General features: G+C 32.4%; 20 protein-coding genes. 5 read left to right on the forward strand and 15 right to left on the reverse strand.

Features of this window, described 5'->3' with window-relative positions; all coding sequences use genetic code 11:
* Nucleotides 1-168: 168 nt before the first annotated feature.
* The 9 genes from hpf to DPN68_RS01740 form a co-directional block, all read right to left on the reverse strand.
* A complete protein-coding gene (hpf, locus tag DPN68_RS01705) occupies nt 169-468 on the reverse strand; it encodes a ribosome hibernation-promoting factor, HPF/YfiA family (RefSeq protein WP_113987869.1) in 300 nt (99 codons plus the stop codon).
* Nucleotides 469-492: 24 nt separating this feature from the next.
* The gene (locus DPN68_RS01710) at nt 493-1,389 is read right to left on the reverse strand and encodes a tyrosine-type recombinase/integrase (RefSeq protein ID WP_113987870.1); all 897 of its coding nucleotides are present in this window, start codon (nt 1,387-1,389) and stop codon (nt 493-495) included.
* Between the two features lie 78 nt (nt 1,390-1,467).
* Nucleotides 1,468-1,662 carry a 30S ribosomal protein S21 gene (gene rpsU, locus DPN68_RS01715; protein WP_113987871.1) on the reverse strand — a complete coding sequence of 65 codons (195 nt, stop codon included), beginning with the start codon at nt 1,660-1,662 and terminating at the stop codon, nt 1,468-1,470.
* A 147-nt stretch (nt 1,663-1,809) separates the two neighbouring features.
* Nucleotides 1,810-2,979 (reverse strand): acyl-CoA dehydrogenase family protein, encoded by a 1,170-nt coding sequence (locus tag DPN68_RS01720; RefSeq protein WP_113987872.1) that lies wholly within the window; start codon nt 2,977-2,979, stop codon nt 1,810-1,812.
* A gap of 41 nt (nt 2,980-3,020) precedes the next feature.
* The gene (locus tag DPN68_RS01725; RefSeq protein WP_113987873.1) at nt 3,021-3,917 is read right to left on the reverse strand and encodes a ComEA family DNA-binding protein; all 897 of its coding nucleotides are present in this window, start codon (nt 3,915-3,917) and stop codon (nt 3,021-3,023) included.
* A gap of 6 nt (nt 3,918-3,923) precedes the next feature.
* Nucleotides 3,924-4,079, reverse strand: coding sequence for a hypothetical protein (locus DPN68_RS13225; protein WP_164496734.1), 156 nt, complete (start codon nt 4,077-4,079; stop codon nt 3,924-3,926).
* Between the two features lie 22 nt (nt 4,080-4,101).
* Entirely contained in the window at nt 4,102-5,772 is a 1,671-nt protein-coding gene (locus DPN68_RS01730; RefSeq protein WP_113987874.1) for a sodium-dependent transporter, read from the reverse strand.
* 88 nt (nt 5,773-5,860) lie between these two features.
* Nucleotides 5,861-6,082 carry a PspC domain-containing protein gene (locus DPN68_RS01735; protein ID WP_113987875.1) on the reverse strand — a complete coding sequence of 74 codons (222 nt, stop codon included), beginning with the start codon at nt 6,080-6,082 and terminating at the stop codon, nt 5,861-5,863.
* Nucleotides 6,083-6,110: 28 nt separating this feature from the next.
* Complete coding sequence (locus DPN68_RS01740) at nt 6,111-7,376, reverse strand: DUF2851 family protein (protein WP_113988080.1); 1,266 nt, start codon at nt 7,374-7,376, stop codon at nt 6,111-6,113.
* Between the two features lie 67 nt (nt 7,377-7,443).
* On the opposite strand from DPN68_RS01740, the gene DPN68_RS01745 reads away from it, so the two are divergent.
* Nucleotides 7,444-9,132 (forward strand): GLPGLI family protein, encoded by a 1,689-nt coding sequence (locus DPN68_RS01745; RefSeq protein WP_113987876.1) that lies wholly within the window; start codon nt 7,444-7,446, stop codon nt 9,130-9,132.
* Nucleotides 9,133-9,592: 460 nt separating this feature from the next.
* On the opposite strand, the gene DPN68_RS01755 is transcribed toward DPN68_RS01745, so the two are convergent.
* From DPN68_RS01755 to DPN68_RS01775, 5 genes are all read right to left on the reverse strand, one after another.
* Nucleotides 9,593-10,063 (reverse strand): hypothetical protein, encoded by a 471-nt coding sequence (locus DPN68_RS01755; protein ID WP_133256550.1) that lies wholly within the window; start codon nt 10,061-10,063, stop codon nt 9,593-9,595.
* 216 nt (nt 10,064-10,279) lie between these two features.
* Nucleotides 10,280-11,641, reverse strand: coding sequence for a pyridoxal-phosphate dependent enzyme (locus DPN68_RS01760; RefSeq protein ID WP_113987879.1), 1,362 nt, complete (start codon nt 11,639-11,641; stop codon nt 10,280-10,282).
* A 417-nt stretch (nt 11,642-12,058) separates the two neighbouring features.
* Nucleotides 12,059-13,939, reverse strand: coding sequence for a putative porin (locus tag DPN68_RS01765; RefSeq protein ID WP_113987880.1), 1,881 nt, complete (start codon nt 13,937-13,939; stop codon nt 12,059-12,061).
* 96 nt (nt 13,940-14,035) lie between these two features.
* The gene (locus DPN68_RS01770) at nt 14,036-15,580 is read right to left on the reverse strand and encodes a RagB/SusD family nutrient uptake outer membrane protein (protein ID WP_113987881.1); all 1,545 of its coding nucleotides are present in this window, start codon (nt 15,578-15,580) and stop codon (nt 14,036-14,038) included.
* An 11-nt stretch (nt 15,581-15,591) separates the two neighbouring features.
* On the reverse strand, nt 15,592-18,660 hold the full coding sequence (locus DPN68_RS01775; RefSeq protein ID WP_113987882.1) for a SusC/RagA family TonB-linked outer membrane protein: 3,069 nt from the start codon (nt 18,658-18,660) through the stop codon (nt 15,592-15,594).
* A 198-nt stretch (nt 18,661-18,858) separates the two neighbouring features.
* Between DPN68_RS01775 and DPN68_RS01780 the strand changes: the two genes are divergently transcribed.
* On the forward strand, nt 18,859-19,518 hold the full coding sequence (locus tag DPN68_RS01780; RefSeq protein WP_113987883.1) for a ribonuclease HII: 660 nt from the start codon (nt 18,859-18,861) through the stop codon (nt 19,516-19,518).
* Nucleotides 19,519-19,651: 133 nt separating this feature from the next.
* On the opposite strand, the gene lipB is transcribed toward DPN68_RS01780, so the two are convergent.
* On the reverse strand, nt 19,652-20,347 hold the full coding sequence (lipB, locus tag DPN68_RS01785) for a lipoyl(octanoyl) transferase LipB (protein WP_113987884.1): 696 nt from the start codon (nt 20,345-20,347) through the stop codon (nt 19,652-19,654).
* A gap of 310 nt (nt 20,348-20,657) precedes the next feature.
* On the opposite strand from lipB, the gene lysS reads away from it, so the two are divergent.
* The 3 genes from lysS (at nt 20,658) to DPN68_RS01800 (ending at nt 23,308) form a co-directional block, all read left to right on the forward strand.
* Nucleotides 20,658-22,355 carry a lysine--tRNA ligase gene (lysS, locus tag DPN68_RS01790; protein ID WP_113987885.1) on the forward strand — a complete coding sequence of 566 codons (1,698 nt, stop codon included), beginning with the start codon at nt 20,658-20,660 and terminating at the stop codon, nt 22,353-22,355.
* 119 nt (nt 22,356-22,474) lie between these two features.
* The gene (locus DPN68_RS01795; protein ID WP_113987886.1) at nt 22,475-22,921 is read left to right on the forward strand and encodes a hypothetical protein; all 447 of its coding nucleotides are present in this window, start codon (nt 22,475-22,477) and stop codon (nt 22,919-22,921) included.
* A gap of 60 nt (nt 22,922-22,981) precedes the next feature.
* A complete protein-coding gene (locus DPN68_RS01800; RefSeq protein WP_113987887.1) occupies nt 22,982-23,308 on the forward strand; it encodes a hypothetical protein in 327 nt (108 codons plus the stop codon).
* Nucleotides 23,309-23,323 lie beyond the last annotated feature (15 nt).

Genomic DNA, 23,323 nt, shown 5'->3' on the forward strand with positions numbered 1-23,323 from the left:
GGACTCGAACCCACGACCTGCTGATTACAAATCAGCTGCTCTAGCCAGCTGAGCTACACCGGCGGCTTTTAATTACTTTCAATAAAAAAAGTCCGCTATTTCTAACGGACTGCAAATGTATATAATTTATTTTTTAATCAAAACTTTTTTTGTGTTTTTTTTCAGTTCTTAATGAGAACTTAATTTTTCCTTCCTTTTTACTAATACTCTTTCCAATGCATCTGAAGCTAAATCAGCTGCTTCCTCAAAGGTTTTATTTGTTTTTTTTACGATAAATTCGTCTCCAGGAACAAGAATTTTTATCTCCACCGTTTTATTTTCTTTATCACTTGTATTTTCTAACTTCAAAAAAACATCAGAAGAAATTACTCGATCATAATATTTTTCCAATTTAGCTAATCGTTCTTGAACAAAATCAACCAGTTTTTTGTCGATTGTAAAATTCACTGCATGCACATTTACTTTCATACTTATAGTGTTTAGTTAAACAAATTATTTTTGACTTCTTGGATGTGCTCCTTCGTAAATTTTCTTCAATTCCGCCAAACTGCTGTGTGTATAAATTTGGGTTGATGACAAACTTGCGTGACCAAGCAACTCTTTAACCGAATTTAAATCAGCACCATTATTTAATAGATGCGTTGCAAAGGTATGACGAAGAACATGTGGACTTTTTTTTACTTTTTGAGACACACTACTAAAGTAATCATTTATTAATCGATAAACAAATGATTCACTAATTTTATTTCCCTTTTTTGACAATATTAACACCTCGGAATTTGAATTTTCAAAAGTAGCTTTGATGAGTTGTTGGTATTTCATCAATAAAGAAATCGTACAAGGTAAAAGTGGGAGAATTCGTTCTTTATTTCTTTTACCAATAACTTTTATTGCTTTGTTAGCAAAATCAATATTATTTATAGTAAGAGAAATCAACTCCGCACGACGCATTCCTGTAGTATAAAACAATTCGATAATCAATCGGTTTCGAATTCCTTCAAAATCATCTGGAAAATCATTCTCTTCAAAAACCGCAACGGTTTCCACAACCGAAAAAGGGATTTGAACTTTTTTGGGCACTTTTAAAGATTTATGCTTCAATAAAGGATTCGCATCAATCTCCTTGATTTTTAACAAAAACTTATAAAACGACTTTAAAGAAGAAATTTTTCGATTAATTGTTTTGTTGGCGTTTTTATTTTCTACCAAAAAAACAATCCAACTTCTTATAACACCATATGTGATATCTTTCAAACCAATAGCATCATGATAACTTACTAGATACATTTCAAATGCCAAAATATCATTCAAATAAGCATTTACAGTTAAAGCAGAATAATTTTTCTCCTTAATTAAATACTCCTGATACGCCTTTACATTATTATCCATAGTTTTAAAAACAAAAAACCGCTTGTAACAAAGATAAACTTTATTACAAAACGGTTTAATAAATTGAATTCAAAAATATTAGATTTCTATCGAATCTCTTAATCTTTGAATATAAGCTGCTTTTTGAACTTTCATTCTATTAGTAACAGATGGCTTAATAAAAGCTTGACGAGCTCTTAATTGACGTACTGTTCCTGTTTTATCGAATTTTCTTTTGTAACGCTTTAACGCTTTATCGATATTTTCTCCGTCTTTAATTGGTATAATTAACATAATTTAGGCACCCCCTTTCATTTAGGTTGCAAAAGTATAAATAATTTTTAAAACCAAACAGGAATTTAGAATATTTTTTAAATAAAAAACCAAGACAATTACTATCTTGGTTTTCAAATGCTTTAATATATTCCATATAAGAAACTACTATTTAACCGCCGGCTTATAATCCTGATTATCAATAATCATTTTAGAAAGAATTTCTTTTAAAATTTCAGAAGTTCCACCACCAATTGGCCCTAAGCGACTATCTCTTAACAATCGTGCCAAAGGATATTCTTCCATATAACCATAACCACCAAGCATTTGCAAACAACTGTAAATGGTTTCATCAGCCACTTGTGTAGATTTTAATTTTGACATTGTAGCTTCTTTTACTACATATTCTCCTTTATTTAAACGAGCAACAGCGGCATAATTAAAAACTTTACAGTGTTCTATATCGGTTGCATGTTCTACTAATTTATGACGTAACGCCTGGAACTGGTTAATCTTTTTACCAAAAGCTTCACGTTGTCCCATATACTCGATAGTATACTCAATGGCATACTCAGCTCTTGCGTGTGCATTCACCCCCATAATTAAGCGTTCCAAAGCAAAATGCTGCATAATATAAGGAAACCCTTTACCTTCTTCACCCATCAAATTGGCAACTGGAATTTCAACGTTATCAAAAGCGATTTCGGCTGTATCAGAAGCTCTCCATCCTAATTTATCTAGCTTTGTAGCAGAAATTCCTGGGGTTTTGGTATCCATTAAAAAAATACTAATCCCTTTATGTCCAAGTTCTGGATTCGTTTTTGCAGCTACCACATAATAATCCGCATAAACTCCATTGGTAATAAAAGTTTTTGAACCGTTAATAATGTATTTATCGCCTTTTTTTACTGCTGTTGTTCGCATTCCAGCTACATCACTACCTCCAAAAGGCTCTGTAATACACAAACCACCTATTTTATCTCCTGAAATACTTGGTGCTAAATACTCTTGTTTGATTCTTTCATCACCTTCTGCGTTTAAGTGTGTCATAGCCAAATAAGCGTGAGCCCACATAGCTGCAGCAAAACCAGATGATTTGATTTTTTGTAATTCCTCTAAGAAAACAACAGTATAAAACAAATCTAAGTTCATTCCACCATAAGCTTCAGGATAATTTAACCCAAAAAAGCCCATGTCACCAAATTTCTTCCAAATAAAGCGCTCGATTGTTCCTGTTTTTTCCCATTTTTCAATATGTGGAACGACTTCTTTTTGTAAAAAATCTCTAAAACTCTCTCTAAATAATTGATGTTCTTCTGTAAAATATGTTGAATTCATAAGTTTGAAATAAAATGCTTTAAATGTAAAATTGTCTATTCTTAATTAAACTCCAAATATAAGGCTATTAATTTTAATTTTTCTTGTGGACAATTATTAATTTTTGTTAAATCCTCAATTTTTTTAATTTCTCCATGCATGCTTCTGTAAGTTACAATTTCTTTCGCAAAGGCATAATTAAAATAAGGAAAAGCAGCTAAAGTTTTTGTATTACTCGAATTGATATTGATTTTCTTCAACTCTAAATTTTCACCAATAAAAAATCTTTTTTGCAAGTCTTCATAGGCTTCTGGCGAAACTCCCCAAACAAACTGCAATTGTTCTAATGAAGCAAACATGCCAAATTTATCTTTCTCTTTTAAAATAATATCCGAAATTTTATCCCCAATTCCGTAAACCGCCATTAAATCTTCTTTTGAAGCTAAATTGATGTCTTTCTTTACAATAACTTTCGCTTTTTTATTTTCAAAAAACGAATGTTTGCCTTCTTTTGAGTTGTTTTTATTTTTTACCCAATCTGGAAATTTAAAATACGGCGAAATCTTGTTTAAAACTTCATCTGAAACTTGGGTTACTTGTTGAAATTCTTTAGCTGAATTAACATATTTCCCTTGGTTTCTAAATGCTTGTAATCGATTTAATTCTTCTACAGAAATTCCTAGAACATAGCCTTTATAGTCTGTTATGAAGTTGGGATTAAACGGTTTTATTTCATATTTCTTTTCTTCCGTTACTTTTTTCAAACTATCAATTTCATGTTGAATAGCTAACCATTGGGAGGAAGTAAAATCATCCGCACTTTCATTTTGAAAAAGATTCGTAAAATTTACAGTAAAAATCAAAATTTGAAAAATTACTAGAATCGCAATCAACAAAAAAATCCCACTTCTGTGTTCTCTAGAAAACAAAAAGTAGGATTTTAATTTATTTGGAATCATAAGAAATTAGTCTTCTTTTCTTATTGTTTCGTTATCGTTTTCGCTAAAAGAATCTGGTTCTTGTTTTGGCGGAGTTGTTAAAACTCTATAGAAAAAATAACCCGCAAAAGAAATTACAATTCCTTGAGTAATCAGCATTGTTAATAAAGCTTCTGTATTCATGATGTTTCTTTTTTTTAAATTATTATTCTGTCGCTCTTCCTTCTCTTCTTCTTTTCTGAAATGCTACATAAACTAAAACACTAATAAAGATAAACAATCCTAAAAGCAAGAATCTTGCGATATTAATATAAAACATTTTATCATTTAAAGCGGTTTGAGTTGCTACATCTGTTGCCGCTGCTAACTGTTGCTTAATTCCTGCATGTGTAACTGTTTTAATAATAGAACCGTTATCTAACGACCATCCGTTACCTGAGAACAAGCTACTAAAGTTACCCGACCAATCATTATCTAATGGCTTGAAAAGTGAACCTAAAAATATAACAATCAACATAATTGGCGTTACATATTTAATGATGTATTTATAAACATTAGGCACTTTGATATCTGCTCCACTTGTAATTTCTCTCCATCCTTTTTTCATTCCAAAAACCCATGAGAAAAGTATAGTTTCCATCATTGCAAAAACTACTAAACTTACAGTTCCTGCCCAATAATCATATTCATCAAAAACACCTTCTTGGAAGAAAATCACAGTTGGCATACCTAAAATTAAAATCATAGCACCAAATGACCAAGCGCCTTTTGTTTGATTCCAATTGAATTCGTCTCTCATGAAACCAATCCAAGGTGTTCCCATTGCTAATGACGATGTAATTCCAGCGAAGAACAACAATCCAAACCAGAAAACTCCAGCTAAAATTGAAAGCACATCGCCCCATTGTTGGAATAAATAAGGCATGGTTTGAAATGCCATTCCAAATCCTGCATTTTCTAAAACCCAATCCAAACCTAAATAACCAGCAGCAATTGGAATAACAATTAAACTTCCTAAAACTACTTCTACAAATTCGTTCATAAAACCTGCTGAAACAGCATTTAAAGCAATATCATCCTTGGCCTCTAAATAAGCAGCGTAACAATGAATAGTTCCCATACCCACAGATAACGTGAAGAAAATCTGTCCAGCAGCAGCCATCCAAACTTTTAAATCTAATAAGGATTCATATTGTGGTGTCCATAAAAAGTTCAAACCATCCCAAGCATTTGCATTAGGGAAAATTTCCGAAGCGCCGCTTGTTCCTAATGTTAATCCTCTAATGGCTAAAAGCACTCCAAAGAAAATCAATAATGGCATACCAATTTTGGCTACTTTCTCAATTCCTTTTAATCCTTTAGATAAGATATAGGTATTTAAAACCAAACAAACGATATAAAATACAACCGCTTCATACGGAATTCCTGTAGTAGATTGACCAATATCAACATAAGAGTTAAAAAACCCAGCTACTTCAGCCTGACTCATTCCGTTGAAAGTACCAACAATCGAATGATATACATAGGACATCGTCCAAGACTCAATATAACAATAATAAGCTGCAACAGCGATATTGGTAAAAATTCCAAAAACACCAATGTATTTCAGAATCCTTCCTTTCACCATAGAATCTAAAATGTATGGTGTACTGTGATTGCCATGACGTCCACCAAAACGACCCGAAGACCATTCTATAAACAATAATGGAATACCCATTACAACAAAACAAACTAAATAAGGAATAATAAATGCACCACCACCGTTTTGAACAGCTTGTACGGGAAATCTCAAAAAGTTACCTAATCCTACAGCGTTACCCGCCATTGCTAAAATTAGACCAACACGAGATCCCCACCCATCAGATTTTACAGACATAAAATATTTTATTGGTTGTTAATCGCTCAAAGATACTAAAAGTATCTAAAAAAAAAAGAAAAGTAAAAAAATATGGACTTTCGTTGCATTATAAATCAAAAACCGAACTCCTTTTTGTATAAATCATATCTTTTAGCTTAAGCAAAAAAGCTAAAGTCAAGTAAAAACCAAAGCCCAAACCCACTGTTATAAAAGATATATAGACAAAGAACAAACGCACATTAGAAGCGCGCATACCTAATCTATCCGCAAGTCGGCTAGCTACATAAAATCCGTGACGTTCAAAAAAAAGATATAAACTTCTAACCATACCAATATTGTAGAATACAAATTTACTACTAATTTTTTAATAAATGAATTCCAATTTGACACTGCAAACACCGATTCATTTCGCAATACATTTTCTTTAATTGCAATAAAGCTTGTGTTTGAAAAGCATTTTCTGATGAAACTCCAATAGTTGCGAACTTTGAAATTACTGCATTGGATTCTGCTTTAACTTGTTTTATTAATTCCAATAAATCTTCTGATTTGTCTGTTCCTTGATAATCAGCATAAGAAAATTGCAATGGTAAAATAGTATTAACCAATAACAAATCAATAAATTCAGAAGATAACTGTTTTCTTTTTTTTGGACTTTCTTTGTCAAATTGGTAATGCTTTTCCCAATATTTTGATGCGCTAACCTTAAACATTTCTCGTAATTCATTTAAACTAGCAGTTGCTATCAACAATTGAAAAATCGAATGCTGTTTATGAAATAAAGCGGCCAATTGTGCCAATCGAATTGTTGGGAAATTATCAGGTCGTAATTTATAAAATTGCACTTCTTGACTCACTGTTTTCAATTGGTATTTCTGTTTCAAAAACCACCAATTTCGCTGCAATTCTTTGGGATAATTATCTTCAAAATCACTTTCTAGTAATCCTGAAATTCCAAAAAACAACGCTTCTAAACATTGTAAATTCTCGCGTTCTTTTCTTACTACTGAAAAAGGCAATTCTTTGACAATTGCTAAAAATGGAGCACCATTGGAATTCAAACCAAAATTTTTAAATAATAAACCAAAAGTAACTTGTTCCCAATCGTATTGCGTTTCAACCAGCCAATCTTTCACCACTTGACTTTTCTGCTCCAAACGTTCAAAAAACAAACGTTCTTGCCAATTTTGAACAAGAAATTCATCTACCGAAGCCAATTCATTTTCACAATTAATCCATGATTTGGGTCGAAATAAATTTTGGTATTGCTTGATTTGTTCGTTCGAAACATAGTTTTTTAGTTCCAAAACAGGAATAGCTTCATTATTTTTCCGAAAAACATCGATATCGTGTTCCCAAACCACATGTAAAATCACGTTATCATAATTGACATCCGTTTGATGATTATGCAAATACCAATCCGAAGATTTCAGATGCATTTCAATATTTCCAGCCCATTTTTGGTCACCAATAATCAATTGGGCATTGAAAAAATCCGGTCCAGCCGATTGCAAATAATGTCCGAAATGTAAAATCTGAATGTGTTCTCCAGTAGTGGTTTGGAGTTGGGTTATATCCAAGCGTTTGTATAACCAAAGGTGGTGCAAAAAATCTTCTTTCATCTGTATGGCGTATAAAATAGTATTACGAAGATAAAAAAAATTATATTTGTAAACCAAATTTATTCCAATGAAAAACATTTTCACTTTCCTATTAATCAGTACTTTTATACTTGTTCAAGCACAGAAAACCAAAACTAACAACAACACCATAAAAGTAAGTTATTCCAAAAGTTACAACGGGAAACTCCAAGAAAACCAAGATAACATTTGGATTTTTTCTAATTCCAATGAAACGCTGATTACTTCAGAATACACTATTTTGCAGAAAAGTAATTTTCCTTACGAACAAACCCTAGTAAAACGGGATAAAAATGCACTTCTTCAAACAACACAATTGAATAAAAACGCTTCAACTTCTACTTTAGATAGCATTTCATTGGGAAAACAAAGCTTTGAATTTAGTGATGAAACCAAGAAAATTTTGGGATACAACTGTAAAAAAGCAAAAACAATTATCAATTCGAACACGATTGAACTTTGGTATACCAATGAATTGAACATTCATGGAGCACCAACCGTTTTAGGACAAAATTTAGGTTTGGTTTTGGAAATGGTTCGCAATGGGAATTTTGTAATTAGCGCTACCAAAATTGAAAAATTGAAAAATGAATCGCCATCGAATTTATTGGCAAAAACTACTACTCCAAGTACTATTATTGACGGACTTTCCTATAAAGATTTGGTTTGGAAAAGTCGTTTTACTACGATTCCTGTTTTTAAAGATGAAACGGTGAATTTTTCGTCGGAATCAAAATCGAATGATAGCATTTTTCGTTTTGCTAATGGAACAATTATCGTAAAAAAAGTAACTTTCCCTGAATTGAAAAAAGGAGAATTAGTGTTTTTAGATTTATTGGAACAATCGAATGGTGATGCTTATGATAGAACGGGTTCGGTTTTTGTAATTCCAGAAGATAAAAAGCAATCCTTTTTTGATGGTTTACAAAATGGTGCGAATGTTTTACCCATTTACGAAAATGGAAACGGTAAAAAATACCAAGGCGTTGTAGCGACTGAAAATTATTCACCAATTATTGAACTGATGCGTTTTTTCACACCATTTGGTATCAAACAGTACAATTACATTCAGTTGAAAGATAAAAATTGGCATGAAATTGTGCCGTATCGCATGGATATTTCGGAATTAAAACCGAATTTATCAGGAAAAACGCTTTATGTTGGTACATTCATTGGCAACTACGACAAAGGCGGACATAAAATTTCCATGAATATCACGGTTCATCCCAGTGAAAGTATTTTGGACAACAATACCGTTTCGATTCCCTTATTTAATACAACCAATGTAATGGAAATGGCGGGTCAAGAATATGCCACAATGTTCAATCATGAAAAAGGTTTGGAAGTAACCTTTACTTTGGATAAAAAAGTAAAAAATGCACAATTGCGTTACATTACAACCGGTCACGGTGGCTGGCAAAATGGCGATGAATTTCTTTTAAAACGCAATACGATTCTTTTAAACGGAAAAGAAGTATTCTCGTTTTTACCTTGGCGACAAGATTGCGGCGGTTATCGTTTATTCAATCCTGCTTCTGGAAATTTTAATGATGGCTTGTCTTCATCAGATTTGAGTCGCGCCAATTGGTGTCCAGGAACGGCTACGAATCCTGTTTTTATTGAATTGGGTGATTTGGATGTTGGGACGCACACCATTCAAGTAAAAATTCCACAAGGAGCAAACGAAGGTAGCAGTTTTAGTTCTTGGAATGTTTCTGGGGTTTTGATTGGGGAGTAATGGCCTAGTTTAAAAAATTTAACCGCAAAGTTCGCAAGGTTTAAGCAAAGTTCGCGAAAATTTTAATTACGTTCCTTGCGATTTCTAGGCGCTCTTTGCGGTTAATAAAACTTCACATTCGAAACTAAAACTTATTTATTTAATCGGTTTCTTCTTTTTTCTCTGAATATTATAAAAGTCATAATTATTATATTGAAAATTCCCAATGCTAATAATCCGTATTTTAATAATCCCGTGAGAAAAAATGTTGGAAATCCACTATAACGACCTTTTTCAGATATTTGAACGAGTTCAGGAATTATTGTAGTATTCTCTAATAAAAAGAAACAGACAATACATAATACACTAACTATGTAAATCCTAAAGACTTTAAAGTTCTTTTTATTCATTTGTTACTTATAATATTTTTGGTAATTAAATTCGAATTTATACTAAATAGACATAATAAAAATTAATTTTGCTACTCTTTTTTAATATCAAATTCATATTTATAAGGATTTTCCGAATCCATCTTTCCATCATGATAGATTAAAAATTCAATCTGACTATTATACTTTTTTTCAACTTCAATTTTTTCAATACCTTGTAAACACAGACTACTTTCATAGTAAATTTCTTTGTCAAAAATCAAAAATTGAGTTTCTGTGATATGAACTATTTCGCCACATGACAAAAAACCACCATTTGTAACGATAATTTTTTTATTATTATCAAAATCAAATTCTTTTAATTTTTGTCCAAATAAAAGTGTAAAAATGCTCACAACTAATAAAGGAGTTAAAACGAAAGTGGTTATTAATACTTTAAATATTGTGTTTTTAAAAATCACAAAATAAAATATTGTAATAGAAATAAATAAAATCGCAATTATATTAAAAGTAAATTGCCCTTTTAGTCTAAATCCGTTATAAGAAAAAAGAAAAAATGTCAAAAACAATATTGAGTTAATAACTAACAATTTACCAATTAGTTTTTCCGATTTAGGAGAACTGAATTTTATAAAAAACGGAATACAATTCAGGAAAACTATAAGTAAAACAAAAGCTATAAATGACATCATTCTTTCTAATTGTTTTTATCTATTTATTAAAAAAAAAAGAGCTTGCGAACTTATGAAGTAAACAAGCTCAGCTTTATAAATTGCGATTTACTTTATCGAATTGATAATATCGTGTTTAGTAATAATATGATGTTTTCCGTTTCCTAAATCTACTAAAACGGCTTGGTTTTCTTTGGTGATTAATTTGGAAACTTCTTCAATACTCGCATTTTTGCTAACCATTGGGAATGGCGCTCCCATCACTTCACGAATAGGTCTTTCAGCCGTGTTTTTATCTGAAATATAACTTTGGAATAAATCCGATTCATCAACTGAACCTACAAATCCGTTTACGTCAATTACTGGAATTTGTGAAATTTTATATTTTCTCATGCGCTCAATAGCGTGCGAAACTAACTCTTCCGTACGAACCACAACTAATGGTTTGTCAATATGTTCTTTGATTAAATCTTCTGCTTTTGTGATTTCTTCTTCCAAAAAGCCTCTTTCGCGCATCCAATCGTCGTTGAACATTTTTCCAACATAACGACTTCCAGAATCATGGAATAAAACAACCACTACATCGTCTGGCTTGAAGTGTTCTTTTAATTGTAATAAACCCTTTACAGCAGCTCCAGCTGAATTTCCAACGAAAATCCCTTCTTCCAAAGCAATTTTTCTGGTGTAAACCGCTGCATCTTTATCAGTAACTTTTGTAAAACCGTCGATTAATGAAAAATCTACGTTTTGAGGTAAAATATCTTCTCCAATTCCTTCCGTGATGTACGAATAAATTTCGTTTTCATCGAAAATTCCGGTTTCATGGTATTTTTTGAATACGGAACCATAAGTATCAATTCCCCAAATTTTGATATTTGGATTTTTTTCTTTCAAATATTTAGCCACACCAGAAATAGTTCCACCAGTTCCCACTCCAACCACAAAATGCGTGATTTTACCTTCGGTTTGTTCCCAAATTTCTGGTCCTGTTTGTTCGTAGTGCGCAATGGCATTACTTGGATTATCGTATTGATTTACGTACCAAGAATTTGGAATTTCTTCTCCTAATTTTTTTGAAACGGAATAGTACGAACGTGGATCGGTTGGCTCCACATCCGTTGGACAAACAATTACTTTTGCTCCAACAGCACGTAAAATATCTGATTTTTCTTTAGACTGTTTGTCAGAAATCACAAAAATACATTTGTACCCTTTCACAATGGCAGCCAATGCTAAGCCCATTCCAGTATTCCCTGAAGTTCCTTCGATGATGGTTCCACCTGGTTTTAAACGTCCGTCGGCTTCGGCATCTTCAATCATTTTTACGGCCATTCTGTCTTTTACAGAATTTCCTGGATTAAAGGTTTCTACTTTAGCTAGTACCAAAGCATCAATTTCGGCAGTTACTTTGTTTAGTTTTACTAATGGCGTGTTGCCAATGGTTTCTAATATGTTTTTTGCGTATTTCATTTTTAAGGTAATGGGTAATTGGTTATGGGTAATAGATATTTTGTGCAAAGATAGTAGGATTTTTTGAATTATTTGATGGATGATGGATGATGGGTGATGGAAGTTTACTAAACTTCGTTTAGCTGTTGCCTATGGTTAGGAGGTTCCTCGCAAGCTCGGAATGACAAATCAAGTGCAAATTCAAAAAACAAATTCAAGTTCCAATTTTTAAACATATAAGTCATATAAATTGTTATTAAGTTTATTTTTTTTCGTTGATAAGTCCATATAAGATTTCAAAAATTATTTCAATTTTTCTAATCTGTGTTCCAAAAAAATTAAGCTCAAAAAGTAAAACTATACCTGAAAATCAACTTGAAACCTGAAACTTGAAACAAAACAGAATAATCAGAATACCCAATCGATTCGTTTCTAAAATTATTTAAAGAAATTCCATACCAATCCGAAACGCACTAGAAAATCGCGATACGGATAATTAGGTGCGGAATAGAAATTATATCCTGTAAATGACGAATTGAAGTGTTCGGCTTTTAGGAAAATTCGAGTTTGTTTGACTTTTGCGTTGATGAAAAAATCGAACATAGGGAAATTTCCGATTTTTGTTTCGTTTTGCACGTAAAATTCGCCCAACAAAGGATTGTAATCATTAGCGTAATATTCGGTAAAATAATTGAATATGATTCCTGTTTGAATTTCCATAGCATTTTTGAAAACGTAATCGGTAAAATACAAGGTATTTCTAGTTACAATTTGTGGCACGTTAAGCACATTGTCGGCCTGATCAACAGCTTGGTATAAAATGGTATTATCTAGAGCAAATTTTCCAACACGAAATTCTTTATTTGCTTTTACCGAAAGATAATTTATGGTATTTGCATACTGAAACGGTTTGACTTGCAAGTCCGCTATATCATTAGTTTCATTAGCAAAAAACAAATAATCGTTTAATACTGTATAATTAACTTCCAAATTCAACCACTTAGTTTTGGCTTCGGCTTGAAATTGGTTTCTTTTTTCGGTTTTGAAATTGTTTGCCCAATTGTATTCTACATAACTACTTTGGTACAATGAGAAGTTCAAATTTGGAATAGTATTTAACTTACTGTACTTGAACCCAAATTGATAATCTTCGTTGATTTTGTATTGTAAATTAGCTTCAATCGCTGAAACATTTTGGTCAGTAATACTATTCGTTACTGAAGCGTTGATTTTTAACTTATTAATGTTGTACGAATAATTCCCTCCCAAAGATGTAATTCGGTCATTTAATGCATTGGGAACTTGGATATTTCCAAATTCGTCGTAAATGATATTGCTATAGTAATAATTAAACGCATTATCTTCAAGGAAAACGCTAACATCACCGTATTTTTTGGTTGTAAAAGCAGTTCCTACTTTGTTGTACAAGTGATTATAACGTGTTTTATTGTTGATTCTAGTAGAGAAAGAATCTCCAAAACGCTCGCTTAAAGTAGGTTGTGTAAATTCAAAAAACTTGTATTCGTGATTGAACTGATGGAAAATCACCAAATTATTTGGATTATTTTTATTCAGTTTGTAATAATGGTCGATAAAAAAACGATGTCCCTTTAAAAAGGAAGTTGCATCACGAAAATATACGTCTAAACGTTCCCTGTTATCGAATGGAGGTTCGCTAATTTCGAAAAGTGAAATATCGGTAATTCCTCCATTTTCTTGGTTGGAAATATCTTGTCCTGTGAAATGCGCGTTTAAGAAATAGCGTTTATCTTTGGTAAAATAACTGGTCGTAAATCGGAAATTTCCTGAACTGGAAATATTGTTTATATATTTTCCAATGGAACGCAATCCTTTGTAGGCTATAGAAAAATTAAGATTAGGCTTTGTATTTACAGTCAAGAAAGCATCTAATGATTGTCCTTGTGTCATTACAGTTTTGAAATACAAATCTGATAATGGTGTTGGTACATTGTAATATTTGATATCATTAACCTCCAAATAATTGAAATGTTTGGCTGTAAAACCCATATTCGGGAAAATACTTTTATTGGAATAATTGAAATCTAAGGTATTATAAGTATGCCCTTCGTTAGCAAAAGCAATTAATCCAAAAATATCTTTGCGAAGTAAGTTGTATTTGTATTCCTTTTGAATGGTTAAAGTGGTATCTACAAAAGTGGTATCTTTTTGTAGGGTATAGATTTTGTATAGGTTGATTGGGGGTTTTTCAGGTTTTTGTTGAGATGAAATACTATCCTCTTTGCTTTCTTGAGCAAAACAAATAGATGAAAACAAAATAAGTAAAAAAAAATGTTTCATTTGATAAAATAATAGAACAAATGTAATGAGAAAATAGTAATAAAAAAAGGGCTACAAAACTGTAGCCCTTTAAAATTTATAATAAACTAAATATTATTAGTAACCAGCATTTTGTTGAATTCCTCCATTACCATTAATTTCAGCTTGTGGGATTGGTAAAGCCCACTTGTGACTAGTTAATGGTAAGTTAGCAGGATCTCCACCAGGAATATTTAAACCATCAGTATTATAATCCATCGGATCTCTATCTAAACCAGAAATACCAGCTTGAACTCCTAAACGTTTGATATCAATATAACGGTGACCTTCGAAAGCTAATTCTAAACGTCTTTCGTCTAAAACAGCTTTCCAAGCAGCAGTAACATTAGCATAAACAGGAAGTGCTTGATCAGACCCGTAACGAGCATCTCTAATAGCATCAATAGCTGTAGCAGTACCAATCAAATCAGAAGCAGCAGCTCTACATTCCGCTTTGATCAAATACATTTCAGAAAGTCTCATTACTTTATGACCATTATTGTTTGCATTTGTAGCAGTAGTAGCCCAAGTGTTAGTACCTGTAGCAACACCACCGTGCTTATGTAAAATTAAACGATCGGTTGATAAGTAATCTGCAGAAGTTTGATAACTTGGATCAATAACTGAAGATGGAGCAATAATAGTATTTCTTCTAATATCAGATGGGTTAGCGTTTAAGATATTAAACAATGCTCTACCTACTTCATAAAACGGAGAACCACCAGCATTTGGACGAACTGAACACCACCCATTATGTAAGTTACCCCCTTGCGTATTCTGTTGCTGTGTTCTGTGTAAAGTAAAGATAATTTCTCTGTTTGCAGCGTAAGTATCTCTCCAAAACATATCCGTATACTGTGCAGTTGTAGCTAATTGAATACCTGAAGTTGTTATAACATCATCTGCCCAAATTTCTGCATTAGGGTAATCACCTTTGTAAGCATAAGCACGGGCTTTTAAACCTTTAGCAAAAACAGGTCTAGCATATCTCTCACTAGTAGAAGCACCATCAACAGCAAAAATTGCTAAAGCATCATCTAAATCTTGGTGAATTTGCGTGTAGAAAACTGCATTAGTTACACGAGATGGTCTCTCATCTGTACCAATAATTCTATTTGCTAAAATACCCGCTAAAGCAGCATCATCTTTAGTATTTGGTGAAAAATAAGCCAAAATATTCAAATGCGCATAAGCACGTAAAACCAAAGCCTCAGCTTTTATTCTATTGATTAATGCTTGATCAGCAGCATCAACAGCAACAATTCTACTAGAAAAATCAATTACACGATTGATTCTAGCCAAAGCAAAATAATTAGATTGCCAAATAGTAGTAGGAGCAGCAGAAGCTGGGAAAATATTGAATACAATTTCAGTATTTACACCTTGTCCACCATTATTAAAACCTTTAGTAGCCTCATCAGTAAAAACAGAAGTAAAAACTGCTGCTTCTCTGTTTGTTAGGATATTATATCCTGAATTCAATAATCTCTGTAACTCATTTGAGTTTGTAACAGCAACCTGATCTGTAAGCTGTCCAGGAACGAAAGTCTCTGTAAGATCTTCGTCACAAGAAACAAACATAAAGCCTGTTGCTACGAATAATAAACTTAATAATTTTTTCATAGTTTTATTTTTTAGAATTTAATGTCTAAACCAAAAGTATATTGCCTTGGAGATGGATATTGATAAACATCTTCAATTCTATTACTTTCAGCATCAAAACCTTGCCATTTAGTCCAAGTCCATAAGTTTTCTCCTTGTAAAGTTAAAGATAAATCAGAGATAAATGTATTTGCTAAGAACTTCTTAGGAATTCTATAACCGATTTGTAAATTTCTTAAACGAACATACGAAGCATCTTTTAAGAATCTATCTGACAATACTTGTGAACCTAAATTTGAAGCCGTTAAAGATGGAACATTTGTATTTGTATTTGTTGGAGTCCAAGCGTTCAATAAATCAGAAGTTACTGTAAACTGACCTAAGTTAGTTGGATCATTCAATACATCTAAGTCAGTATCAAATCTCCAAACATCTGTTACGAAAGTAAAAGTTGACGAAGTAAAGAAACCTTTGTATTCAAAATCAAATCCGAAACCACCTTGCCAAGTTGGTAAAAAGTTTTTACCTGTTTTTCTTTGGTCAGCTGAAGTAACATTTTCAGTAACGTTACCGTTAATATCAAGGAATAACAATTCACCATTAGTCTCGTTAACACCAACATAAGGAATTGTATAATATTCAAAATACATACCACCATTATCAGAAACGTTAACAGTACCATGTTGGATTCTTCCATTATTTGAAATAATACCATCAACACGGTTTGTATTGTGCGCACCATTAGCACGAACAGTTAACAACACCCCTTTTTCTGGATTTCTAATTAAATCATATGCCAATTGAATTTCATGACCAAAGTTAGTCAAACTAGCATCTGAATTGATATTCAACTGACTTGTACCTGACGAGTTAGAAACTGGCTGACCTAAGAACATGTCCACAGTTTCTCTGTTATAATAGTCATAAGTACCTCTTAAACGTCCTTTAAACATTTCAAAATCAAGACCAGCATTCCATTGCTTAGTTAATTCCCACTTCAATGAAGGGAAACCAAAACCAATTCCGTAACCTAATTGTCCGTTATAAACGTTATTAGCTACATTATAGTTATCTAAATACAATGCATTTGGAGAAATTGGTGCATAAATAGTACCACCTACAATACGAGCATTACCAACAGTACCGTATGACCCTCTAAGTTTTAATACATCAATAAAAGTTGCATTATCCATAAATGATTCTTTATCTAAATTCCAACGACCACCCACAGACCAGAAACTTTCAGCTTGTTTGTCATCAGCAAAGTAACTTACTTTATCTCTTCTTAAAGAAGCAACAAATCCATACTTCTCATCAAAATCATAGTCAAATGAACCAAAATAAGAAATATAATCTACACGTCTTCTATTTGCAGAAATTTGAGGTACATACCAGTCATTAGCACCTGTATCAACTAAGTAACCAACACCTGTATTAGGTACAAAAGTTTGAGGATTTAAACCTCTTTGTCTCATATTCTGTTGTGTAAACGTACTAAAGTTGTACTCTGTGTTAGCAGCTAAACCAAAAGTATGCTTACCAATAGTTTTTTTGTAATCTAACTGATATAAGTTGTTTAACAAAAACTCTCTTCTTTGGTTGATATCTTCAAAACCGTTAAAAGCACCACCATCAAAACTAGGAACACCTGGTGTGTTAGAAAACAATAATGCATTAAATGAATCTGGAAACTCAGCTTGATTAAAGCGATTAGTTAAAAACTCAGCTGATGTTCTAATTCTACCTGTTAATTCTTTAGTAATTTTATATGAAGCCTCAGTTGCAACATTGAAACGAGTCTCTTGAGTTTCGTTTACATACGTATTCAATTTATCAATCAACATATAAGGCGTTGACAATAGACCTGGCGTATTAAAAAACTCATCTAATGTCCACACAGAACCTTCATAACGATTAGGATCTAAATAAGGAGCTGAAATATAAGCACCTAGAAGATAGTTACGGTTAACTGCGCCTTCTCCAGCGTTTGTTGCTTCATTGTTTTTAGAAAAACCTAATCCAATGTTCATGCTGTAGTTGAACTTACCATTTGTAGATTTACCATTTAAGTTATTTCTAACTGTAAATCTTTTTAAGTTAGTAGTATTCAATACCCCTTCTTGATTAAAATAACTCACAGAAGTAAAAGAATTCATGTTTTTTGCATTCTTTTCTACACTTAAATTATGAGCTGTAGAAACACCTGTTCTAAAGAAATAATCAACCCAATCCGTATTTACACCAAAAGCATCGATTTCAGCATCAGTCATACCTACACCCATCCCAGTACCGTACTCTCTTTCAATTCTTAACAACTGTTTAGAACTCGCATAGTTGTACTTAGGAGTTTGTAATTCTGTAATACCATGTTGTGTAGAGTATCTGAATGTTGTCTTATCTTCACCAAACGAACCTGTTTTAGTTTTAATAATAATTACACCATTTGTACCTCTAGAACCATACTCAGAAGTAGCAGCAGCATCCTTTAACACCTGTACAGACTCAATATCATTCGGATTGATTGATCTAAAGTTATCACTGTTAGATGGAAAACCATCAATAACATATAGAGGATCTGAACTCGCATTAAACGAACCAATACCTCTAATAATAACACTAGATTTAGCACCTGGTTGACCAGTACCTGTAGTAATGTTAACACCCGCTAACTGACCTTGTAACGTATTCATCACGTTTGCATTTGGTCTGTTTTCAATTGTTTTACTATCAACTTTAGCAATTGAAGTAACAGCAGTTTGTTTTGTTACTGTTCTAAAACCTTGAACAACAACTTCAGACCCTGTCAAAATATCTTCTTCCATTATAGCATTAACTACATTAGAAGCACCTACTTTAACAGTCATCTTTCTCATACCTGTGTAAGTAATTTCAAGGACATCACCTTGTTTTGCTTGAATGGAATAATTACCATCAAAATCTGTAGTTGTTCCGTTTGTTGTTCCTTGAACAACAACATTAGCACCAGCCAAAGGCCCTTGCTTGTCAGACACAACTCCCGTAACAGTTTTCTGTTGTGCGAACGAAAACTGCATTGTAAACGCCACTAATAGCGTAAAAATCCATTTGAACTTCGATCTCATATTAAATTTATTTGAGTTAGTTATTCCGCAAACTTCTTAATTATTTCTTAATTTACCAAATAAAAGTTAAGAATAATAGTAATTAATTGTGTTAATTTTTTTAGCGCTAAAATTATTGTTTACTTAATAACTACTCCCAAAAGATGTAATTATATGCAAAAGGTTGCGTCAAAAATTATATTTTTGTCAAAAAAAAGTATGTTAATTAAACGTTACAGTAATTTAATATTAGAATGCGGAACGGATGAAGCAGGAAGAGGTTGCTTAGCTGGACCCGTTACTGCAGCTGCCATTATTCTACCAACCAGTTTTGAAGATGAATTACTGAACGACTCCAAAAAACTATCTGAAATTTCAAGAAAAAAAATAAAACCTTTAATTGAAGAAATTGCAAGTACTTATGCCGTAACTCATATTTTTGAAAATGAAATTGATGAAATCAACATTCTAAACGCTTCCATGAAAGCTATGCAAGAATCTATATTGAAGCTAAATTCTAAACCAGAATTTATAATCGTTGATGGTAATCGTCCTATTTTTTCAAAATTGGGATTAAAAAACAAAAACGGCAAGCAACTTACTCAAGAAGAAATTGACTATTTAAAAACCATTCCCAATCAAAGTATTATTAAAGGAGATGGAAAGTATCTAAGCATTGCAGCAGCTTCAGTTTTAGCCAAAACTTACCGAGACGAGTATATGGATAAAATTCATGAGGAGTTTCCTATGTATAATTGGAAGAAAAACAAAGGCTATCCGACAAAAGACCACAGAGAAGCTATAAAAAAATATGGTCCGTGTAAATATCATCGAATGAGTTTTCGATTATTACCTGAACAATTGACTTTAGAGTTGTAGAATTTACACAGAGATTATTTCATCAGTTCGCTGTCGCTCGGGTCGCAGATTTTTTTTGATTTTGATTGTGATGAACAAAGATACACAGAGCGTTTCACTTATTTGAATTTTTAATTGAACTTGCTCTTGAATTTTAAATAACCTCCGCTTCAAACAAGTTTTGAAAATGTTTTAGAATTTTTTCTTTTACTTCTTTCTCATTAACTATTTTTCCAAGTTCTACATGCATTGAAGTAACTGCTTTTCCTTTTATACCACATGGAATAATATTATCAAAGTAACCTAAATCGGCATTTACATTTAATGCGAAGCCATGCATGGTTACCCAACGTGAAGCTCTTACTCCTAAAGCACAAATTTTTCTCGCAAATGGAGTTCCTACATCAAACCAAACTCCGGTTTCACCATCACTTCGTGTTCCATGTAAGCCGTATTCTGCTAGAGTTAAAATAATAGACTCTTCTAAAAGTCGTAAATATTTATGAATGTCGGTAAAGAAATTTTCTAAATCTAAAATGGGATAACCTACAATTTGTCCTGGTCCGTGGTATGTAATATCTCCTCCTCTATTGATTTTATAAAAAGTAGCTCCTTTTGCTTCTAATTGTTTTTCAGAAAGTAATAGGTTAGACATATCGCCGCTTTTCCCTAACGTATATACATGTGGATGTTCTACGTATAAAAAGTAATTTGGAGTTTCTAAATTGGCTTCTTCTCTCCTATTTCGCACTTTAATATCTACAATTTCTTTGAATAATTCCTCTTGATAATCCCAAGTTTCTTTGTAATCTTTATTTCCTAAATCTTGAAGTTGGACTTTTTTATTCATTTGTAGCTTTAATTGTTTTTTTAAAGGTCAAATGGTATCACCTTTTATTCATATGTGTTTACTTAAGCAAACTTGAGTTTAGTGGCGATTTCATAATAACCGAAATTGTGTTTTGAAAAGTGATGCAAAGATACGAATAGTTTGCTAATTAGCCCTGACAGGAGTGACATCCTTTTTGAAAAAAAGATATAACGGATGGCAGGAACATGGAAACCAAAAAATCCCGAACCATTCGCTCCAAAAAACATTAAACTTTGAACTTGAAACTTGAAACAAAATAAATTATCTTTGCACGCTTAAATACAATAATATGCAACTTTCGGAACAAGAAATCATTAGAAGAGACAAACTAAACGCTTTACGCGAACTTGGAATTAACCCTTATCCAGCGGATTTATTTCCGGTGAATCACACTTCAAAGCAAGTGAAGGAAAATTTTGAAGAAGGTAAGAAGGTTATTTTGGCTGGACGTTTGATGAGTGTTCGTGATCAAGGAAAAGCTTCGTTTGCTGAATTACAAGACAGCGAAGGAAGAATTCAGTTGTATTTTAATCGTGATATGCTTTGCCCTGGCGAAGATAAAACGCTTTACAATCAAGTTTTCAAAAAATTAACTGATTTAGGTGATTTTATTGGAATTGAAGGCGAATTATTCATGACCAAAGTTGGCGCAATGTGCGTTCGTGTGGATGATTTCAAAATGTTGAGCAAAACTTTAAAACCACTTCCGTTACCAAAAACAGACGAAGAAGGTCATGTTTTTGATGCATTTACTGACCCAGAATTGCGTTACCGTATGCGTTACGTTGATTTAGTGGTGAATCCGCATGTGAAAGAAGTTTTCATGAAGAGAACCAAATTGTTCACTGCTATGCGAACATTTTTCAACGAAGCTGGTTATATGGAAGTTGAAACTCCGGTTTTACAAGCCATTCCTGGTGGAGCGGCAGCGCGTCCGTTTATTACACATCATAACAGTTTAGATATTCCATTATATATGCGTATTGCTAACGAATTATATCTAAAAAGATTAATCGTGGGTGGATTTGATGGTGTTTATGAATTTTCGAAAAACTTCCGTAACGAAGGAATGGACAGAACCCACAATCCAGAATTTACTGCCATGGAAATCTATGTAGCCTACAAAGACTACAACTGGATGATGGAAATGACTGAAAATTTATTAGAATATTGTGCTTTACAAGTAAACGGAACAACTGAAGCTACTTTTGGAGAACATCAAGTAAACTTCAAAGCGCCTTATGCCAGAGTAACTATGACCGATGCTATCAAGCAATTCACAGGTTTTGACATTACTGGAAAATCGGAAGACGAATTGCGCGAAGCTGCAAAATCTATGGGAATCGAAGTAAATGACACCATGGGTAAAGGAAAATTAATTGATGAAATTTTTGGCGAGAAATGCGAAGGCAACTTTATTCAACCAACTTTCATTACCGATTATCCAAAAGAGATGTCACCATTGTGTAAATCGCACCGAGATAATCCTGAGTTAACAGAGCGTTTTGAATTGATGGTTTGTGGAAAAGAAATTGCAAACGCCTATTCAGAATTAAACGACCCAATAGATCAACGTGAGCGTTTTGAAGCGCAAATGGCTTTAGCAGCAAAAGGTGATGACGAAGCAAACGGAATTATCGATGAAGATTTCTTAAGAGCTTTAGAATATGGAATGCCGCCAACATCTGGTTTAGGAATTGGAATGGACAGACTGATTATGTTCTTAACGAATAATCAATCGATTCAAGAAGTGTTGTTCTTCCCTCAAATGCGTCCAGAGAAAAAAGGTCCAGAATTAACCGAAGACGAAAAACACATCATTGAAATTTTAAAAGCTAACGAAGGAATTTCGATTGGTGATTTAAAAATAAAAGCCGATTTAAGCGGAAAAAAATGGGATGCTGCTAGTAAAGGCATTAGCAAACATGGTTTACTTAAAATAGAAGTTAATGGCAATAATAAAATAGCCGTTTACACTGGAAAATAAACTTTCTTGTAATTATAAAAAAGGGAATTAGTCTAAAATCTAATTCCCTTTTTTGTTACGAATTAAACCTTTTCAAATTCCTAAAGTCTTATCATCAAACAATTAAAAAAATAGAAATTATGAGAAAATTAATTTTAGCATTTGCTTTAGTAATGACTACACTAACATTTGCACAAGAAAGAAATCAGCAAAGAGAAAAATTAACTGCTGAACAAAAAACAGAGTTACAAGTTAAACAAATGACTTTGGATTTGGATTTAAACGAAAAACAACAAAAAGAAGTTAAAACCTTACTTTTAGAGCAAACCAAAAAAAGAGAAGCTAAAACGGAAGCTCTAAAAGCAAAAAGGGAAAAAGGCGAAAAGTTAACTGCTGACGAAAAATACGAAATGAAAAATGAACAATTAGACAATCGTATTGAAATGAAAAGTAAAATGAAAAAAATTCTTACCCCTGCTCAATTAGAAAAATGGGAATCAAAAGCAGAAAATAGAAAAGAAAAAATGCAAGAAAAACAAACTAAAAGAGAAGTTCGTAAACAAGTAAAAGAAAGAAAATCAAATTAAATCTTGGTAAAAAATATAATTTCAATTATATTTGACTTTTTAAATCAAAATTTATTTACAATGAAAAAAATATTTTCAATCTTTGTTTTATTCTTTGCCTTTAGTTTTGTTGCAAATGCACAAGAAAATTTTTCTGATGAAGTAAGAGAAAAAACAAAAAAACAAGCTTATGAGATTGCTGCTTATTTTAACATCACTGAAGTGACTCAAATTAAAGACATTCAGAGCATGTTATTACACAAACACAAAGTAGAAACTACTGATTTTGATGCTCAAAGAAAAAGCAATATCAGTACATCTTTAAAAGATAAATTTAAATCAATGTTGAATAAGGAACAACTTCTTAAACTTCAAAATAACGAACAGATTTTAAATAAATACTTTTAATAAAAAATCCCGATT

Origin of the sequence: Flavobacterium tibetense, from assembly GCF_003293845.1 — a bacterium.
GTDB lineage: Bacteria > Bacteroidota > Bacteroidia > Flavobacteriales > Flavobacteriaceae > Flavobacterium > Flavobacterium tibetense.

What these genes read in the sequence shown, in the direction of transcription:
- DPN68_RS01780 (WP_113987883.1), top strand. Translation starts at nt 18,859, where the DNA reads ATGTTAATTAAACGTTACAGTAATTTAATATTAGAATGCGGAACGGAT.
- DPN68_RS01720 (WP_113987872.1), bottom strand. Translation starts at nt 2,979, where the DNA reads ATGAATTCAACATATTTTACAGAAGAACATCAATTATTTAGAGAGAGT.
- DPN68_RS01800 (WP_113987887.1), top strand. Translation starts at nt 22,982, where the DNA reads ATGAAAAAAATATTTTCAATCTTTGTTTTATTCTTTGCCTTTAGTTTT.
- rpsU (WP_113987871.1), bottom strand. Translation starts at nt 1,662, where the DNA reads ATGTTAATTATACCAATTAAAGACGGAGAAAATATCGATAAAGCGTTA.
- DPN68_RS01770 (WP_113987881.1), bottom strand. Translation starts at nt 15,580, where the DNA reads ATGAAAAAATTATTAAGTTTATTATTCGTAGCAACAGGCTTTATGTTT.
- DPN68_RS01760 (WP_113987879.1), bottom strand. Translation starts at nt 11,641, where the DNA reads ATGAAATACGCAAAAAACATATTAGAAACCATTGGCAACACGCCATTA.
- DPN68_RS01735 (WP_113987875.1), bottom strand. Translation starts at nt 6,082, where the DNA reads ATGGTTAGAAGTTTATATCTTTTTTTTGAACGTCACGGATTTTATGTA.
- DPN68_RS01740 (WP_113988080.1), bottom strand. Translation starts at nt 7,376, where the DNA reads ATGAAAGAAGATTTTTTGCACCACCTTTGGTTATACAAACGCTTGGAT.
- DPN68_RS01725 (WP_113987873.1), bottom strand. Translation starts at nt 3,917, where the DNA reads ATGATTCCAAATAAATTAAAATCCTACTTTTTGTTTTCTAGAGAACAC.
- DPN68_RS01710 (WP_113987870.1), bottom strand. Translation starts at nt 1,389, where the DNA reads ATGGATAATAATGTAAAGGCGTATCAGGAGTATTTAATTAAGGAGAAA.
- DPN68_RS01775 (WP_113987882.1), bottom strand. Translation starts at nt 18,660, where the DNA reads ATGAGATCGAAGTTCAAATGGATTTTTACGCTATTAGTGGCGTTTACA.
- lysS (WP_113987885.1), top strand. Translation starts at nt 20,658, where the DNA reads ATGCAACTTTCGGAACAAGAAATCATTAGAAGAGACAAACTAAACGCT.
- DPN68_RS01730 (WP_113987874.1), bottom strand. Translation starts at nt 5,772, where the DNA reads ATGTCTGTAAAATCTGATGGGTGGGGATCTCGTGTTGGTCTAATTTTA.
- DPN68_RS01765 (WP_113987880.1), bottom strand. Translation starts at nt 13,939, where the DNA reads ATGAAACATTTTTTTTTACTTATTTTGTTTTCATCTATTTGTTTTGCT.
- DPN68_RS13225 (WP_164496734.1), bottom strand. Translation starts at nt 4,079, where the DNA reads ATGAATACAGAAGCTTTATTAACAATGCTGATTACTCAAGGAATTGTA.
- DPN68_RS01795 (WP_113987886.1), top strand. Translation starts at nt 22,475, where the DNA reads ATGAGAAAATTAATTTTAGCATTTGCTTTAGTAATGACTACACTAACA.
- lipB (WP_113987884.1), bottom strand. Translation starts at nt 20,347, where the DNA reads ATGAATAAAAAAGTCCAACTTCAAGATTTAGGAAATAAAGATTACAAA.
- hpf (WP_113987869.1), bottom strand. Translation starts at nt 468, where the DNA reads ATGAAAGTAAATGTGCATGCAGTGAATTTTACAATCGACAAAAAACTG.
- DPN68_RS01745 (WP_113987876.1), top strand. Translation starts at nt 7,444, where the DNA reads ATGAAAAACATTTTCACTTTCCTATTAATCAGTACTTTTATACTTGTT.